Here is a 16,278-nt window from a genome sequence, read left to right as displayed (position 1 = left end):
GCAGCATCAGTAAAGGATCAGCCTAGTGAATAAGAATATTTTGGGGATAGATTGGGGCACCAGCAACCGGCGCGCCTATCTGATAGATCAAACCGGCGCCTGCCTGGCAGAGCACGAAGACGGCCAAGGCATGCTGGCGGTGGGCGGGCGCGACAAGTTCGGCGCCTCGCTGGCCAGCGTGCTGGACGCGATGCAGCTGCCATCGGATGTGCCGGTGGTTATGTCCGGCATGGTCGGCAGCGCTTCGGGCTGGCAAGAAGTCAACTATCTCGACGTCTCGGTGCCGCTGGAACAGTTGCCGCAGCACCTGGCTGCCGTGACTGATCCGGCCTGGGCCGGCCGTAGCTACATCGTTCCCGGCTACGTCTACCGCAATGGCGCGTCCGCTGATGTGATGCGCGGCGAAGAAACCCAATTGCTGGGCGCGGTTGTGCTCGGCCACCGCGATGGCTGGATCGTCTTGCCCGGCACCCACAGCAAGTGGGTGCTGCTGCGCGACGGCGTGATCCAGTCCTTTGCTACCTATATGACCGGTGAATTGTTCGCCATGCTGTCCAAGGGCGGCACCCTGTCCGCCATGATGGACGGCGATACTTCCGATGCCGAAGGCTTTGCCACCGGCCTCAATCAAGCGGCGCGCAACGAGCCGCTGTCGAATTCCTTGTTCCGTGTGCGCGCGGGTGTGGTGTCGCGTTCGGCCGCGCCGCAGCAGGCGGCGGCTACCGTGAGCGGCTTGCTGATCGGCGCCGAATTCGCCGCTGCCGCGCGCGCCGCCGAAGGGCAGGGCATTACCGTGATCGGTTCGCCGGCGCTGGCTGCGCGCTACGACATCGCTGCCAAGCACTTCGGTGTGAAGTGCTCAGTGCTCGACCCACACCAGGTGTACTGCACCGCGGTTTCCAAATTTCTCAAGGCTTAACCATGACCACCCCATCCCATCCAGCCACGCCGCTAGTCGCCATCCTGCGCGGCTTGAATCCTGCAGAGGCGGTTGATGTCGCCAAGGTGCTGCACGCTGCGGGCTTCCGCGCGCTGGAAGTGCCACTGAACCGTCCGGGCGCGATCGAGGCGATTGCTGCCATCGTAAAGCTGGACTTGCCGGATACGCTGGTTGGCGGCGGCACCATGCTCACCGTTGAGCATGTGGAAGCCGTGCATGCGGCTGGCGGCCGCTTGCTGGTTTCGCCGAACTGCGTGCCTGCCGTAATTCGCCGTGCTGCCGATCTGGGCATGTACTGTGCACCGGGCGTGGCCACGCCGACCGAGGCCTTTGCCGCGCTGGATGCGGGCGCACACGCGCTGAAGATTTTCCCGGCCGAGTCGGTCGGCCACGGCGGCATCAAGGCGCTGAAGAGCGTGCTGCCGGCCGGTACGCCGGTATGGCCGGTGGGCGGCGTGTCGCCGGAAACCATGGCCGCTTGGGTGAAAGCCGGCGCGACCGGTTTCGGCATCGGCGGCAACCTGTATACTCCCGGCGTCACGCTGGAACAGCTGGCCGAACGTGCGGCCGCCTTTGTCAGCACCTGGCGTACTTTGGCCGTATAAAAGGGAATTGAAGCGATGAGCAAATACGACGTGCAATGTCTGTGGGAAGTGAAAGCCCAACTGGGCGAAGGTCCGCTGTGGGTGGCGGAGCAAAACCGCCTGTACTTTGTCGACCTGAAGAACCAGACCTTGCACGCGCAGGACGTGGTCAGCGGCGCGCGCCGTAGCTGGGCCATGCCTGACTACATCTGCTGGCTGATCGCGCGCCGCGACGGCGATGGCTTCATGGCGGGCCTGCGCGACGGCATCGCCCGCGTGTGGCTGGAGCCGGAGCTGCGCATCGAATACCTGCACCGTCCGTTCCCGGCCGATAGCGGCCTGCGCATGAACGACGCCAAGGTCGATAGCGCCGGCCGCATCTGGGCCGGTTCCATGCACAACACCGACTATGCGCAAGCCATCGGCACCTTGTTCCGTCTCGACGCCGACCACAAGCTGCACGCGTTCGACAACGACTACCACATCTGCAACGGCCCGACCTTTAGCCTGGACGGCGCCACCATGTACCACACCGACAGCTTTGAAGGCCGCACCTACGCCTATCCGCTGGCCGCCGACGGCACGCTGGGCGAGCCGCGCGTGTGGCGCCAATTCGGCGAAGGCGAAGGTTCGCCGGACGGCATGACCGTCGACAGCGAAGGCTGCGTGTGGATCGCACAATGGGGCGGCAGCCGCGTGTGCCGTTATTCGCCCGAGGGCGAGCTGCTGGAGACGATCGCCGTGCCGGTGCGTAATCCGGCCTCGTGCACCTTCGGCGGCGGCGACCTCAAGACCCTGTTCATTACCACCGCGAGCGAAGACAACACGCCCGAGCAGCTGGCAGCGCATCCGCTGACCGGCGCCGTGTTTGCCGTGCGCGTGGACGTGGCCGGCGTGCCCGCCGCCCGCTTCGGCTGAGCCGGCATCTCTGCTTGCGGGATTCGGCGGATCCGGCGAGAATGCCGGAATGCTGAATTCCACCATCAAATATCTCCATCTTTCCCCTTCCAGCGACCTGCCGGTGCTGGAAGGCCTGCGCCAGTTCAAGGCTGTTATCGTGGTCGAGGCCGATGTGCACGAGACCATGATGTGGGACATCAGCCGCTGGCTGATTGCATCCGGCTGCTTGTACGCGCTGGCGTGGGGCAAGGAGTCCGACCAGTGGCGCGAGGCGATCGACGATGCCGCGCAGGAAGCCGTCAACTACGAAGAAGTGCCGGAAGCAAAGCGCGTGTTCGTCACCTCGCATGAAGATGAAGAACTGGAAGAAGCCTTCTGGTTCGCCCAGCACCGCGCCATCCATCCCGCGCACGATCTCACCACCACCCTGATCCTGCACCTTGCCGACACCCCGCGCCGCGACGAACTCGAAGCGGCCTACCACGACGCTTGACCCCGATCATCTGCCGGCTCTGCTGTCTGTGTTAAACCGGAAGCAGTCATGCCCGGCGGAGATCTCTAATGAATAACAAGCGCATCTACTATTCTTGTAGTACTTGGCTTTCGTACTATGTTTGCGAGCGCTACTATGGTAGCAACCATTATGCATGGTGCTCGCCATTCTTCGACGCATTCTCATCCTTAAGTCCATGCAACTCGGTGCCGCCTAGCTCTAATCCCAGGGATATCTATTGGAATCTGAAAAGAGAGATAGATGCTGGTGACTTACACTCGAAAAAAGTGAGGGATATCCGGCGCGGCATCTTGAAGGGCGCTGCGTTCAAGCGTAAAGACGGTACTATCAGCGATGACGAGTATCTGGAAATTATTGATATCGTGACGACGTCGCAGCTCGTCAAATTTAGTCCGCTAATGTTTGTTATTCCCGTGCAGCCAGTTGCCGGTTTGATTCAACGAGTAGTCGTCAAGCGTCGAGCAAATCCGCTGTCAGAGGAATACATCATCGAAAAACTGCCGCGCGACTTCTTCGATGCTTGCGAACTTTAAGCTGGAGGACAGTGATGAATGTACTTTCGTATGTTGAGTCCGTTCCCTTTGATATTGCGAACGAAGGCCTTTTTTATTGTTTCCGTGCCTTTAATGAGTTGGATTGGCCCAAGGAAATGAGGGGGGACTTTTTCTTTGATGGCCCATCTTCTATTCCAAGGGCAGAAAGTCGGGTGATCACATTGGCAATCTTAGCGGGGATTAAAGAGCAGGAGGGGAAGCCGCTCGACGAGATTGATAAGGAAACCCTCAACAAATATGCCGTCGAGATTGGTGACGCTGGCGATGTACTTGCAGCTCGCCTGCTGATTGCACATCGCCAGCGTATTAGCGCTTAACCGTTTTGCGGCCTTGCCACGCTCAGCGCCCAAGCCGTGCCAAAGCGGTCAGTCAGCATGCCGAACAGCGGCGTCCATTGGGCTGGCGCTAGCGGGACGGTGATGGTGGCGCCGTTGGCGATCTTGTCCCAGTAAGCGCTGACTTGCTCAGGCGTCGCGGTTTCCAGCGCGACCAGGAAAGCATTCTGGCCGGGGTGATAGGGCGTTGCCGAGGGCACGTCGTAGGCCATGATGCGGAAGCCATTTTCCGCTGCGACCTGGCCCCAAATCAACTGATCCGCTTCCGCCTCGTTGGTCACCTGGCCGAAATCCTTGTAAGTCATGGCCATCAGCTCGCCGCCAAACACGGACTGGTAAAAGTTAAGCGCATCGCGCGCCTGGCCACGGAAGTTGAGGTGGGCTACGGCGCTGACAGTGGTTGGTTTCATCGAAAAACTCCTGAAAGAAAAGTGAAACTCATTCTATTCAGCAGCCCTGTCAGTTTCTGTCAGTAGCGCGTCAGAACGTGATGTGCACCGACGGCGCGCTGCGCTTGGCTTTGCCGTGGAAGACGGCTTCGATGTTATTGCCGTCGGGATCGAGGACGAAGGCGGCGTAGTAGCCGGGGTGGTAGGGACGTTCGCCTGGCGCGCCGTTGTCTTTGCCGCCGTTGGCGAGGGCGGCTTGGTAGAAAGCGTCTACCGTGGCGCGGTCTTTCGCTTGAAAGGCCAAGTGATGGCGGCCGGTCAGCGCGCCTTGCGCTGCCTGGCTGTCTGCGGTCGATACGAATAGTTCGTCGGCCCAGAAATAGTCTTCGGCAGTGCCGCCGAGCGGAATGTCCAGCACTTCAAACACTGCGGTATAAAACTTTTGCGATGCAGGCAGATTGCGCACCACCAATTGGATGTGGTCGATCAGGCGGCCGCGATGTAGCTCTTGAGTTTCCATGCTGCACTCCTAAGAAGTTGTGCAGCCGATTCTAGCTCAGAGCGATTTTTGGACGCGCCCCGCTAGCGGTAGCGTGAACAGCACGATCACGGCCAGCGACAGCAAGGCTACCGATACGCCCATCACGTCGCCCAGCTTGCCGAATATCACCGGCGACAATGCACCGGCGCCGATGGTGCCGGTGTAGAACCAGGCAAACGCTTGCTCGCGCTTGCCCGGTGCGGCCAGTTCCGGCACCACGCCGTACAGTACCGACGAAGTGCCGTTGAGCGCCAGGCCCATTAACGGCAGCATCGCCATCACGCCAGCCAGCGGCAGCCACACGGCCAAGGCCACCAGCACCGAGGTCATGGACTCGGTCACCCACACCGTCTTCATCATGCCGATGCGCGCGCCGAGGTAGCCGCAGAACAGTTTGCCAAACGCGCCGCCGACAAACAGCAGCGACAGCGCGATGCCAATGCCCGCCGTACCCGCACCTTTGCTCTTCAGCAGAAACGGCAGGAAGGTGAGAAAGCCCATGCGCACCGTGCTGTCCAGTGTGCCGGTTGCCAGCAGTGCGCGCAAGCCGCTCGCCGAGCCGCGATGCGCGCCGCTGCCGTTGGCCGCCTTGGCCGCGCGCTCGGCATGCGACGCCGGCGGCGCAGACGGAATCAACCACCACAACAGCACCGCTGCCGTGAGGCCAAGCACACCGATCATGGTGACGCTGGTTTGCCAGCTGACCACCACCAGCAGCAAGCCGACCGCACCTGGAATCAAGGTCTTGCCGATGTCGCCGGCAAAGTTGTACTGCGCCAGCGCTTCTTTCACGCCACCGCCTGCTTCGTGCGTATCCGTGACCAGCGAGGAGGCCAGCGGATGCTGCGTGCTGGCGCCGAGGCCGCCCAGCATCAGCGCAATCATCAAGGTCGCCAAGCCCCCGGCTTGACCGGCAATCAGATAAGCCACTCCTGCCAGTGCCGTGCCGCCAATCAGCAAGCGCTCGCGCCCAAAGCGGCGCGCCAGTCGGCTGGCCAGCAATTGGAAGCTCGCCATCACGCCCGAATACGCAGCGCGCAGCAAGCCTATCATCGCGTAGCTGATGGCGAATTGGGCCTGCCAGATCGGCAGTAAAACGTAGATGAGATCAGTGAGGCCGTCATGCACGGCGTGCGCGGTGCTGGCGGCGATGAGGGAGCGGCGGCGGGCGTTAGGCATCCCGCCAGTGTAACAGACGTAAAAAAGCCCGCGCGGCCGAGGCCTTGCGGGCTTTTGAGAGAGCTGGCTACGTTAGCCGGCCGGCAGAATTACATCATGCCGTCCATGCCGCCCATACCGCCCATGCCACCCATACCGCCCATGCCGCCGGCTGGTTTGTCTTCGGTGACTTCAGCAACCATGCAGTCGGTGGTCAGCATCAGGCCAGCGATCGAGGCTGCGTTTTGCAGAGCCGAACGGGTTACTTTAGCTGGGTCCAGCACGCCCATTTCTACCATGTCGCCGTAGGTGCCGTTGGCAGCGTTGTAACCGTAGTTACCCGAGCCAGCCAGAACAGCAGCAACCACTACCGACGATTCTTCGCCAGCGTTTTGCACGATCATGCGCAGTGGCTCTTCCATTGCACGCAGCACGATCTTGATACCAGCGTCCTGATCGGCGTTGTCGCCTTTCAGACCTTGTACTTGAGCGCGGGCGCGCAGCAGGGCAACGCCGCCGCCTGGCACGATGCCTTCTTCCACAGCAGCGCGGGTTGCGTGCAGTGCATCTTCAACACGTGCTTTCTTCTCTTTCATTTCAACTTCGGTTGCAGCGCCAACCTTGATCACTGCAACGCCGCCTGCCAGCTTGGCAACGCGCTCTTGCAGTTTTTCGCGGTCGTAGTCCGAGGTTGCTTCTTCGATTTGCACGCGGATTTGCTTGACGCGGGCTTCGATCGCAGCAGCTTGGCCAGCACCGTCGATAACGATGGTGTTTTCTTTGCCGACTTCGATACGCTTGGCTTGGCCCAGTTCTTCCAGGGTGACTTTTTCCAGGGTCAGGCCAACTTCTTCAGCAACCACTTGGCCGCCGGTCAGGATAGCGATGTCTTCCAGCATGGCTTTACGACGGTCGCCGAAGCCTGGGGCTTTCACAGCAACGGTTTTCAGGATGCCGCGGATGTTGTTCACTACCAGGGTTGCCAGTGCTTCGCCTTCGATGTCTTCAGCGATGATCAGCAGTGGACGGCCCGACTTGGCGATCTGTTCCAGGATAGGCAGCAGGTCACGGATGTTCGAGATTTTCTTGTCGCACAGCAGGACGAATGGGTTGTCCAGGGCGGCAACTTGCTTGTCCTGGTTGTTGATGAAGTATGGCGACAGGTAGCCGCGGTCGAACTGCATACCTTCAACGATGTCCAGCTCGTCGTTCAGCGACTTGCCGTCTTCCACGGTGATGACGCCTTCTTTGCCGACTTTTTCCATCGCTTCAGCGATGCGCTCGCCGATCGACGAATCCGAGTTCGCCGAGATCGAACCAACTTGGGCGATTTCTTTGGTGGTGGTGCATGGACGGGCGATGGCAGCGATCTGCTCAACGGTTGCAGCAACAGCTTTGTCGATGCCGCGTTTCAGGTCCATCGGGTTCATGCCGGCGGCAACGAACTTCATACCTTCGCGCACGATGGCTTGTGCCAGCACGGTCGCGGTGGTGGTGCCGTCGCCGGCGTTGTCGCTGGTGCGGGAAGCCACTTCCTTCACCATTTGCGCGCCCATGTTTTGCAGCTTGTCTTTCAGTTCGACTTCTTTAGCAACGGATACGCCGTCCTTGGTGACGGTAGGGGCGCCGAACGAGCGTTCCAGCACAACGTTGCGGCCTTTCGGGCCCAGGGTGACTTTAACTGCATTGGCCAGGACGTTAACGCCTTCAACCATTTTGGCGCGCGCTGCGTCGCCGAAGATTACTTCTTTAGCTGCCATGTTTATTGCTCCTTGAGGTGTTAGGTGGGATCAGTTCAGCCAAGCATTACTTGGTGACGATCGCCATGATGTCTTCTTCGCGCATGACCATCAGTTCCTGGCCGTCGATCTTGACGGTTTGACCGGCGTATTTGCCGAACAGAACGCGGTCGCCTACTTTGACATCCAGCGGACGTACTTTGCCGTCGTCCAGGATCTTGCCATTGCCAACAGCCAGGACTTCGCCTTGATCTGGTTTTTCAGCAGCCGCATCAGGGATGATCAGGCCGGACGCAGTTTTGGTTTCCTGGTCGAGGCGTTTGACGATTACGCGATCGTTCAAAGGGCGAAGGTTCATACAAAACTCCTTAATTTTTTAACAATGGTGCAAAATGTTGGTAGTTGGGTGTGCTGTTAGCACTCTTCCCTAACGAGTGCCAATTATAGGGACGACCTTGGGGCATTTCAAGGCAAACACTTTGCGAAGGAACAAAAAAGGTACGCCGAAGGGCAAAAAAAACGCGTTCGACGTGCAAAAATGTAAATATTACTCGTGGTAGAGCTGTGAGCGGCCGCCGTCGATCAGGATGTCGGTCGCGTTGATGAAGGGGGCTTCGTCGCTGGCGAGGAATAGGGCGGTGGCGGCCACTTCTTCCGGTTTGCCGAGGCGTTTGCACGGCAGCAGCGCGGCTTGGCGTGCGCGTTCGGCTTCGGGATCGGAACAGGCGGCGAAGTGGCGTTCGATCATGTCGGTGACGATCAGGCCCGGCGAGATGGAGTTGACGCGGATGCCGCGCGCTGCGTATTCCAGGCCCAGTGCGCGCGTCATGCCGATCAGTGCGTGCTTGGCCACCGGGTAGGGGAAGCAGCCGGGAATGATTTTGTGACCGTGCACGGAGGCGATGTTGACGATGCTGCCCACGCCTTGCGCCAGCATCGATGGCAGCACCGCGCGCGCGCCGTTCCATGCGCCTTCCAGGTCAACAGCGAAGCAGCGCTTCCAGTCCTCTTCGCTCAGCGCCAGCGGGTCGTCGAACACGTTCATGCCGGCGTTGTTGATGAGGATATCCACTTTGCCGAAACGCTCGATGGTGCGCGCGGCCAGTGCTTCCATGGCGTCGCGGTCGGCCACGTCGGCATGCACGAACAGGCTGCACTCGGGGCCCAGTTCTTTAGTGATCTCGCGCGCCGCGTCGTCGTCGCGGTGGCTGTTGAGGGTGACCATCGCACCTTCTGCGGCGAAGCGCCGCGCGATGGCGAGGCCGATGCCTTGAGTGGATCCGGTAACGATGGCGACTTTGCCTTTCAGGCGTTCAGACATTACTACTCCTACGGTTTTAACGGCGTTCGCCGCGGGTTTTCAGTTGATCGAGCAAGACGGCCAGCAGCAGGATCACGCCGCGCATCAGGTATTGGTAGAAGGCGTCGACGTCGAGCAGGTTCATGACGTTTTCCACGGTGCCCATAATTAGTACGCCAATCAGCACGCCAAAGATGCGCGCTTTGCCGCCTTGCAGCGAGACGCCGCCCAGCACGCAGGCGGAAATCACATCCAGTTCAAAGCCTTGCGCTGCATTCGGCTGGCCGCTGGTGATGCGCGAGGCCAGGATCAGGCCTGCCATCGCGGTCACGAGCCCTTGCAGCAGGAAGATCCAGACGCGCAGGCGTTCTACGCGCACGCCGGCCAGACGCGCCGCTTCCGGGTTGCCGCCGATAGCGAGGGTGTTGCGGCCAAAGACGGTCTGGTTGAGCAGGATGCCGAACACGATGAAGCAGGCGCCGGCCACCAGCACCGGCAGCGGCAGGCCGAAGATGCGGGTGTCGCCGAAGTCGATGAAGCTGTCGTCGTTGATGCCGACGGCTTGGCCCTTGGAGACGATGAAGGCAAGGCCGCGTACCATCAGCATGGTGGCCAGCGTCGCGATCAGGGCGTTCACGCGCAGGTAAGCGATCAATACGCCGTTTAGTGCGCCGATTAGTGCGCCGGCGCCGAGGCCCGCTGCGACGGCCAGTGCGACGCTGCCGCTGTGTTCCAGCACGATCGCACCGAGCACGCCGGCAAAGGCGATGGTGGAGCCGACCGAGAGGTCAAAGTCGCGCGAGGCAAGGCACAGCATCATGGTGCAGGCGACCATGCCGATTTGTGCGACTGACAGCATCAAGCCGATCACGTTCGTCAGCGAGAAAAAGTTCTCCACCGTGGCCGACAGGATGGCGAACAGGAAGACGTAGGCCAGCGGCATGCTGTATTCCGACAGCCACTGGCGCGAGATCAGCGGCGAGGCCGCAGCAGAGGGATTCATTTCCGAGACACTCATGCGATGCTCCGTGTAGGTTGTGGTGCTGCCACGTCGGGGAGGGCGAGGTGCAGGACTTCGGTTTCGTTGGCGCGGGAGCGCGGGAGTTCGCCGCTGATGGCGCCTTCGCGCATGACGATCACGCGATCCGAGATGCCCAGCACTTCCGGCAGCTCGCTCGAAATCACGATCACACAGCAGCCGCGCTCCGCCACTTCGTGAATGATCCGATAGATATCGTTCTTCGCGCCGACATCAATGCCGCGCGTCGGCTCATCGAGTATCAGCACCTTCAATCCCGGCTCCGCCAGCCATCGCGCCAGAATCACCTTCTGCTGATTGCCGCCCGAAAGCAAGCGTATCTCCTGCTGGCGATTCGGCGTCTTGATCTTCAAGCGCGCGATGAATTCATCGGCCAGCGCCGCCTCCTGCTTATGCCGCAGGAACAGCCCACCGCGCAAATCGTTGCGACGCACGCTGATGTTAATGTTCTCGGCTACCGATGCCGTAGCGAGGATGCCTTGCTCCTTGCGATCCTCCGGGCACAGCACGATGCCAGCCGCAATCGCATCAGCAGGACCGCCAGTGGCGACAGGCTCACCATCCAGCAGCACTGTGCCCGCACTGCGCGCATCAGCGTTGTACAGCAAGCGCATTAATTCACTGCGTCCCGCGCCGACCAAACCAAAGAAGCCGAGCACCTCACCGCCATGCACCTCAAAACTCAGTGGGCCTTTTACGTGCTTGCCATTGAGCCCTTGCACCTGCAAACGCGCCATGCCGTGCTTGCGTTCGCGGTAGTCGTAAATATCCGAAAGCTCCCGGCCCACCATATCGCTGATTAAGCGATCACGCGGAACATCCGCCATCACATCATGCGTAACGATCTTGCGCCCATCGCGGAAGATGGTGCAGGCGTCGCACAGCTCATACAGTTCTTCAAGCCGATGCGAGATGTAAATCAGCGTACGGCCATCGGCACGCAGCTCTTTCACGAGGTGGAACAGGATCTCGGTTTCGCGGTGCGACAAAGAGGAAGTAGGTTCGTCGAAAGCGATTACCTGCGCATCCTGCATGATGGCTTTGCAAATCTCCACCATCTGCCGCTGCGCAATCGAGAGGTCGGCCAGCTTGGCGGACGGCGACAGATCAACGCCAATCGCCGCCAGCTTCTCGGCGACGATGCGATGCGCGCGCTTCTTATCCAGGAAGCCGAAGCGGGTAGGCATGCGCCCCAGCAGCACATTCTCCGCCACCGTCAGCTCAGGCACATATTGAAGTTCTTGATGAATGATGGCGATGCCGGCGCCTATCGCATCCTTGGCGCTGTGGAAGTGGCGCTCCTTGCCATCAACCAGCAGGCGCCCGCCATCCGGCTTGTACTGCCCGCCGAGGATTTTCAACAGCGTCGATTTACCTGCACCGTTCTCGCCCAGCAGTCCGTGCACCTGCCCGGCGTGAGCGGAAAAGCTCACGCCATTCAGCGCTTTCACGCCGGGGAAGAATTTGCAGACCTCCTCAAATTCTAAATATGCGGCCATCTCACTGGCCCATCGCTTTTCGAACCTCGGCCTGATTGGCGCGGGTCATTAGCATACCTTTCGTGAGGATTTCCGCTGGCGGCGTGCCTTTGCCGTTGATCCAGTTGACCAGATTGACGGAGGTTTGATAGCCATGCTCTTTCGCGCTGATCATCACCGAGCCAAAGAAAGCGGTAGCAGCGGGTTTGCTCAATTCACTCTCAGCTGCCTTGGCGCCGCCGATGCCGATGCCGATCATGTTGTCAGCCTTGATGCCGCGTCCTTCTGCGGCGCGTACCGCGCCGAGTACCGCTTCATCGTTCAAGCCCACTGCCACCCAGTGTTTGAACTTGGCGTTCTTGGTCAGCGCGATGTTGGCGGCGTTGAAGGCGTTCTCGGTGTCGGTCTTGGCTTGCGGCGCGTCGATGATGTTCGCGGCCGGGAAGCCGGCGGCTTTTAGTGCATCGATGGCGCCGGTGGTGCGTTCTTTGGCGGTCGGCAGCTGGTCGTAGGCGACGCGTATCGCGCCCACGTCGGCCATATTCCATTTGCGTGCTTTGATTTCGGCGACGATGCCTTCGCCGACTTGTTTGCCGATGGCGTAACCGGAGATGCCCATGTGGGGGATCGATTCAATCGGCTTGCCGCTGCCGTCCACCAAGCGGTCGTCAACCGAGACGACCTTCAGGTTATTGCGTTTGGCGGCGCGCTCAATCGCCTTGCCCAATTTGACGTCGGGCGCGCAGATGACGAAGCCTTGCGCCTTTTGCGCGGCAAGGTTGTCGATAGCGGCCATGGTTTTTTCGCCGTTGGGAATGCCGATCTTCACCAGCGCGAAGCCTTTTTCTTTGGCCGCTACTTCGGCATAGCGCCATTCATCTTGAAACCACGGCTCCTCCGCCTGTTTGACGAGGAAGCCGATTTTGACCGGATCAGCAGCGTGGGCGAAGGTCACGGCGCAAAGCGCCGCAACTGCTAGCAAGGTACGTTTCATGGTGAGTCTCCAATTTGGTATGCATATTTTTATGGGGTGATACGTAATTGATACACCGGGATCACGGTTACGCCGCGCACGGTTGCTAACTGTTGTTCGTTGCCGAAGTTCGGGCGTGCCTCTTTGGGCAGGTAGATTGGTGCGTCGGCGCGTAACGGTAGCACGGAGACGGTCAATGGCTGGTCGAGCAGGGCGGCTTGCTGGCGCAGGCCGATTTGCCATTGGTAGCCGCTGTAGTACCAGTCGTCCAGCAGGCGGGTGCCGGAGTACAGGCGTCCGATGTCGCCGACAAAATCGATTTGCAACAGGGCGTCGTCGAGGCCTTTCAGCTGTTCGCGCGGGACGTTGATTTGCCATGCAGCGGCGGCTTTGAAGTTTTCCGGCAGCGGCTGGATCGCGGCTTTGGCGGTGCCGCCGATGACGATAGCTGCGGCTTGCTGTGCCGTGCGCGTTTGCGTGATGCTGGCTTTTACTTCACTTGCAGGAAGCGATGCTTCGAAAGCTTGGAAGATGCCATCGCTACCAGCTGCGCGGACGGCGACGGTGGCTGCGGGTGCATCGCCAGCGGCATTTGCACCAGCGTTGCTCGGCACAGCGGCGGCGCTGCGCGGTGCGGCCGCGCTCCAAGCGGCGGCGGTGGTTGTCGCTTTCGGCGTGGTGGTCAGCGCTGGGTAGACGGCGAAGCGGAATTTGCTGTCGCCGACGGAGCGCATTTGCAGCGCGTTGCCGTCTACGTAGGCTTGGTCGGCGCTGAGCAGCAGGCGGCGCTGGCCGGCCAACTGCACCACGCTCAGTTGCTGCGATTGTTCTGCGGTCAGCACGACGATGGTTAGTGGACGCTTGCCGTCGCGCTGCACGGTGACCGCTGCGCCGGCGCCAGGCTGCACACCGGTGACCAGTGTCTTGCCGCCCGCTGTTGCGATCTGCGCGCCTGCCGCGGTGATCTTCGCGTTGGCGTCGAACGACAGCTCGACTGGCACGTTGGCGCTGGCGGCGAATACGGCGACCACGCCTGCCTTGCCTTGATCCAGCAGCGTCAATGGCTGCGCGGTGGCGTAGTGCAGGTTGGTGCCGTCCAAATCCAGATTCAACGGCCAGATGAAGTATGCGCCATCGGCGATATCAACAGGCTTGCTTGGCAGCGTAATGCTCTGGCCTTGCAGCTTGACCGCGAACTGCGTCGCCTTTTGCGCCGCCATCGGATACTGGCGAACGTGGTTGTTCACGAACAGGAAACCGCGATCTCCCTCGCTGCGCACGGCAAAGCGCGCAGTCGCCAAGTCATCCGGCTTGGCTGGCGACACATCCGGCTTGCGCACCGTCATCGGCGCGAGACGCGAACCGAAATCGTGCAGGAACAAGTGGAATGGACGCAGCTTCTCCAGCACCTTGCGCTGCTGACCATCCGGGCCAAGCGGCGCCTGGAAGTCGTAGCTGATCATGGTGGTGTCGTTGTAGCCGCCACTGAGCGTGCTTTCCTCGAGACCGGTGCCACCGAGGCCCAGCGGATTGCGGCCGCCATGGAACATGTAATAACCCATCAGATTCACGCCGGAACCCAGCTGCACCGGCAGCATGGACGCGATATCGTCGGCCGATACCACCGTGCGGCGGCGATACATGAACGGCAAACCAGCGCCGTATTCGGCGCCAAGGAACGGCGTCACCTCTTTATCAGTTTCCGCAGTGCCGGGCGCATGGGCCGCAGTCTGCGCGCCAAGGTCGCCGCTCACGCGCGTGTCGAAGCGGAAGGCGTACGTCTCTTTCGGCGGTAGCTCCTTGGTGCTCACGCCCCAGGGCTCATCGGGATAACCGCCGAATACCGGCGTCACTTCGCCGGTCGGATAAATCGTACCGTCCCAACCAGTGACGGTGTAATAAGGCACATCCATGCCCGCCTTCTGCGCCAGCTTTTTCAGCGCGGCGATGTGTGCCGCGCCTTTGCCGGGGCCGTCGATGTTGTATTCATTTTCAAGCTGAATGCCGATCACGCGGCCGCCGTCTTTCCACAGCTGGCCTTTCAGCTGCTGGCCGATCTGGCCATACAGGCGCTCGACCAACATCATGTACTGCGGATCGTTGGAGCGGCTAGGCATGGCGTTGACCACCCAATCCGGGATGCCGCCATAACGCACTTCTGCATGCGCCCACGGGCCGACGCGCACCACCACATCCAAACCGGCCTTGGCCGCCAGCTGAATAAAGCGGCGCAGATCGCGATTGCCAGACCAGTCGAACTTACCTTCCACTTCCTCGTGATGATTCCACATCACATAGCTGGCAACGATGTCGATGCCGGCCGCCTTCATCTTGCGCAGCTCCGCCTCCCATTGCGAGGCCGGCGTGCGGCTGTAATGGAACTCGCCCATCACCGGCAGCCATGGCGCGCCGTTGCGGGTGAGGTAGCGGGCGTTGGCGCCAAGCGTGTCGCCATTGGGGGCGACAGCGCTGCCAAGACGCAGCGCAGCTTTCAGCGGGGCGGGGGTAGGGGCGCTGGCGTCGATCGACAAAGTGGCTGCACCGGCGGCGCTAGCCGCCAGCACACCTGCAATCAAGGCCGCGCAAGTGCGGAGGCGGCGCGGCACGATCACCATTCTGCGACGCTGCCGTCTTCGTGACGCCAGACCGGATTGCGCCAGTCAGGTGCATTCTTGCTCGCTTCGATCACGCGCTCTTCGTCCACCACCACGCCGAGGCCTGGTTTCGGCAGCGGGTTGCAGTAGCCGTCGACGATCTTGAAGTCTTCCTTGTTGACGACGTAGTCCAGCAGTTCGCCGCCCTTGTTGTAGTGGATGCCCATGCTCTGCTCTTGCAGCACGGCGTTGTACGACACGAAGTCCACTTGCAGGCACGAGGCCAGCGCCACTGGGCCCAGCGGGCAGTGCGGCGCCAGCGTGATGTCGTAGGCTTCGGCCATCGAGGCGATCTTCAGGCACTCGGTGATACCGCCGGCGTGCGACAAATCCGGCTGCACAATCGACAGGCCGCCAGCCGCAAACACGTTCTTGAACTCGAAGCGCGAGTACATGCGCTCACCAGCAGCCAGCGGGATGGACGTCATCTCGGCCAGGCGCGGGTAGTATTCTGCCTGCTCGGCAAGCACCGGTTCTTCCACGAACAGCGGGCGGAATTGTTCCAGTTCGCGCAGCAGGGTTTTCGCCATCGGCGCAGCCACGCGGCCGTGGAAGTCCAGGCCGAATTCGATGGTGGTGCCGAACGCTTCGCGGATCTCGGCCACGCGGCGCACAGCTTCATCGACCTTGGCCGAGGTATCCAGCATGCCCAGTTCCTCGGTGCCGTTCATCTTGAAGGTATTGAAGCCGCCTTTTTGCAGCGTGCGGATTTGTTCGATGATGTCGGAAGGACGGTCGCCGCCCACCCAGCTATACATCTTCATGCGGTCGCGCACCAAGCCGCCCAGCAGCTCGTACACCGGCTTGCCCAGCACCTTGCCCTTGATATCCCACAGCGCCTGGTCGATACCGGCGATGGCGCTCATCAGGATCGCGCCGCCGCGATAGAAGCCAGCGCGGTACATGGTCTGCCACAAGTCGTTGATGCGCGATGGGTCTTGGCCGATCAAATAGGGTTCCATTTCCTGCACCGCTGTCTCTACGGTGCGAGCGCGGCCTTCGATGACCGGTTCACCCCAGCCGACGACGCCTTCATCGGTTTCGATTTTGAGCAGCATCCAGCGCGGTGGAACACGGTAGGTCGTCAGTTTGATGATTTTCATAGGATCGGATCAGGGTGAGGATGGTTCAGGGAACAGCGCTCAGTCTAAGCCCGGTCGCTAGACTGGAAATATGATTA

General features: G+C 60.9%; 17 protein-coding genes. 6 read left to right on the top strand and 11 right to left on the bottom strand.

All coding sequences use genetic code 11. The features are described from left to right. Positions 1–25 precede the first annotated feature (25 nt). From GTP45_RS17825 to GTP45_RS17800, 6 genes are all read left to right on the top strand, one after another. Positions 26–919, top strand: coding sequence for a 2-dehydro-3-deoxygalactonokinase (locus tag GTP45_RS17825; protein ID WP_161015222.1), 894 nt, complete (start codon positions 26–28; stop codon positions 917–919). A 2-nt stretch (positions 920–921) separates the two neighbouring features. Then, positions 922–1,545 (top strand): 2-dehydro-3-deoxy-6-phosphogalactonate aldolase, encoded by a 624-nt coding sequence (locus GTP45_RS17820; protein ID WP_161015221.1) that lies wholly within the window; start codon positions 922–924, stop codon positions 1,543–1,545. A 15-nt stretch (positions 1,546–1,560) separates the two neighbouring features. After that, complete coding sequence (locus GTP45_RS17815) at positions 1,561–2,442, top strand: SMP-30/gluconolactonase/LRE family protein (RefSeq protein WP_161015220.1); 882 nt, start codon at positions 1,561–1,563, stop codon at positions 2,440–2,442. A gap of 49 nt (positions 2,443–2,491) precedes the next feature. Beyond that, positions 2,492–2,917 (top strand): DUF7684 family protein, encoded by a 426-nt coding sequence (locus GTP45_RS17810; protein WP_161015219.1) that lies wholly within the window; start codon positions 2,492–2,494, stop codon positions 2,915–2,917. A gap of 68 nt (positions 2,918–2,985) precedes the next feature. Next, entirely contained in the window at positions 2,986–3,471 is a 486-nt protein-coding gene (locus GTP45_RS17805; protein WP_161015218.1) for a hypothetical protein, read from the top strand. Positions 3,472–3,485: 14 nt separating this feature from the next. Then, positions 3,486–3,809: a hypothetical protein gene (locus GTP45_RS17800; RefSeq protein WP_161015217.1), complete on the top strand. Its 324-nt coding sequence runs from the start codon at positions 3,486–3,488 to the stop codon at positions 3,807–3,809. Here the strand turns inward: GTP45_RS17800 and GTP45_RS17795 are convergent. From GTP45_RS17795 to dgoD, 11 genes are all read right to left on the bottom strand, one after another. Further along, on the bottom strand, positions 3,806–4,237 hold the full coding sequence (locus GTP45_RS17795; RefSeq protein ID WP_161015216.1) for a VOC family protein: 432 nt from the start codon (positions 4,235–4,237) through the stop codon (positions 3,806–3,808). The two genes, GTP45_RS17800 and GTP45_RS17795, sit on opposite strands and share 4 nt — an antisense overlap. 70 nt (positions 4,238–4,307) lie before the next feature. Beyond that, positions 4,308–4,736: a VOC family protein gene (locus tag GTP45_RS17790; protein WP_161015215.1), complete on the bottom strand. Its 429-nt coding sequence runs from the start codon at positions 4,734–4,736 to the stop codon at positions 4,308–4,310. Between the two features lie 36 nt (positions 4,737–4,772). Then, positions 4,773–5,936, bottom strand: coding sequence for an MFS transporter (locus GTP45_RS17785; protein ID WP_161015214.1), 1,164 nt, complete (start codon positions 5,934–5,936; stop codon positions 4,773–4,775). 89 nt (positions 5,937–6,025) lie between these two features. Continuing rightward, on the bottom strand, positions 6,026–7,675 hold the full coding sequence (gene groL / locus GTP45_RS17780; RefSeq protein ID WP_161015213.1) for a chaperonin GroEL: 1,650 nt from the start codon (positions 7,673–7,675) through the stop codon (positions 6,026–6,028). A gap of 46 nt (positions 7,676–7,721) precedes the next feature. Further along, positions 7,722–8,012, bottom strand: coding sequence for a co-chaperone GroES (gene groES / locus GTP45_RS17775; RefSeq protein WP_161015212.1), 291 nt, complete (start codon positions 8,010–8,012; stop codon positions 7,722–7,724). A 189-nt stretch (positions 8,013–8,201) separates the two neighbouring features. Next, on the bottom strand, positions 8,202–8,975 hold the full coding sequence (locus GTP45_RS17770) for an SDR family oxidoreductase (RefSeq protein WP_161015211.1): 774 nt from the start codon (positions 8,973–8,975) through the stop codon (positions 8,202–8,204). 16 nt (positions 8,976–8,991) lie between these two features. Continuing rightward, positions 8,992–9,972 (bottom strand): L-arabinose ABC transporter permease AraH, encoded by a 981-nt coding sequence (gene araH, locus GTP45_RS17765; protein ID WP_161015210.1) that lies wholly within the window; start codon positions 9,970–9,972, stop codon positions 8,992–8,994. Continuing rightward, positions 9,969–11,492, bottom strand: coding sequence for an L-arabinose ABC transporter ATP-binding protein AraG (araG, locus tag GTP45_RS17760; RefSeq protein ID WP_161015209.1), 1,524 nt, complete (start codon positions 11,490–11,492; stop codon positions 9,969–9,971). Before araG ends, araH begins: the two co-directional genes overlap by 4 nt. A gap of 1 nt (position 11,493) precedes the next feature. Next, on the bottom strand, positions 11,494–12,465 hold the full coding sequence (locus GTP45_RS17755) for an arabinose ABC transporter substrate-binding protein (protein ID WP_161015208.1): 972 nt from the start codon (positions 12,463–12,465) through the stop codon (positions 11,494–11,496). A 29-nt stretch (positions 12,466–12,494) separates the two neighbouring features. Next, complete coding sequence (locus GTP45_RS17750) at positions 12,495–15,050, bottom strand: beta-galactosidase (protein ID WP_371874469.1); 2,556 nt, start codon at positions 15,048–15,050, stop codon at positions 12,495–12,497. 2 nt (positions 15,051–15,052) lie between these two features. Continuing rightward, on the bottom strand, positions 15,053–16,201 hold the full coding sequence (gene dgoD / locus GTP45_RS17745) for a galactonate dehydratase (RefSeq protein ID WP_161015206.1): 1,149 nt from the start codon (positions 16,199–16,201) through the stop codon (positions 15,053–15,055). Between the last annotated feature and the right edge of the window lie 77 nt (positions 16,202–16,278).

The organism is Duganella rivi (assembly GCF_009857435.1).
Lineage (GTDB): Bacteria > Pseudomonadota > Gammaproteobacteria > Burkholderiales > Burkholderiaceae_D > Rugamonas > Rugamonas rivi.
Note: the sequence above shows the minus strand (reverse complement) of the source record. Positions and strands in the feature narration are given on the sequence as shown.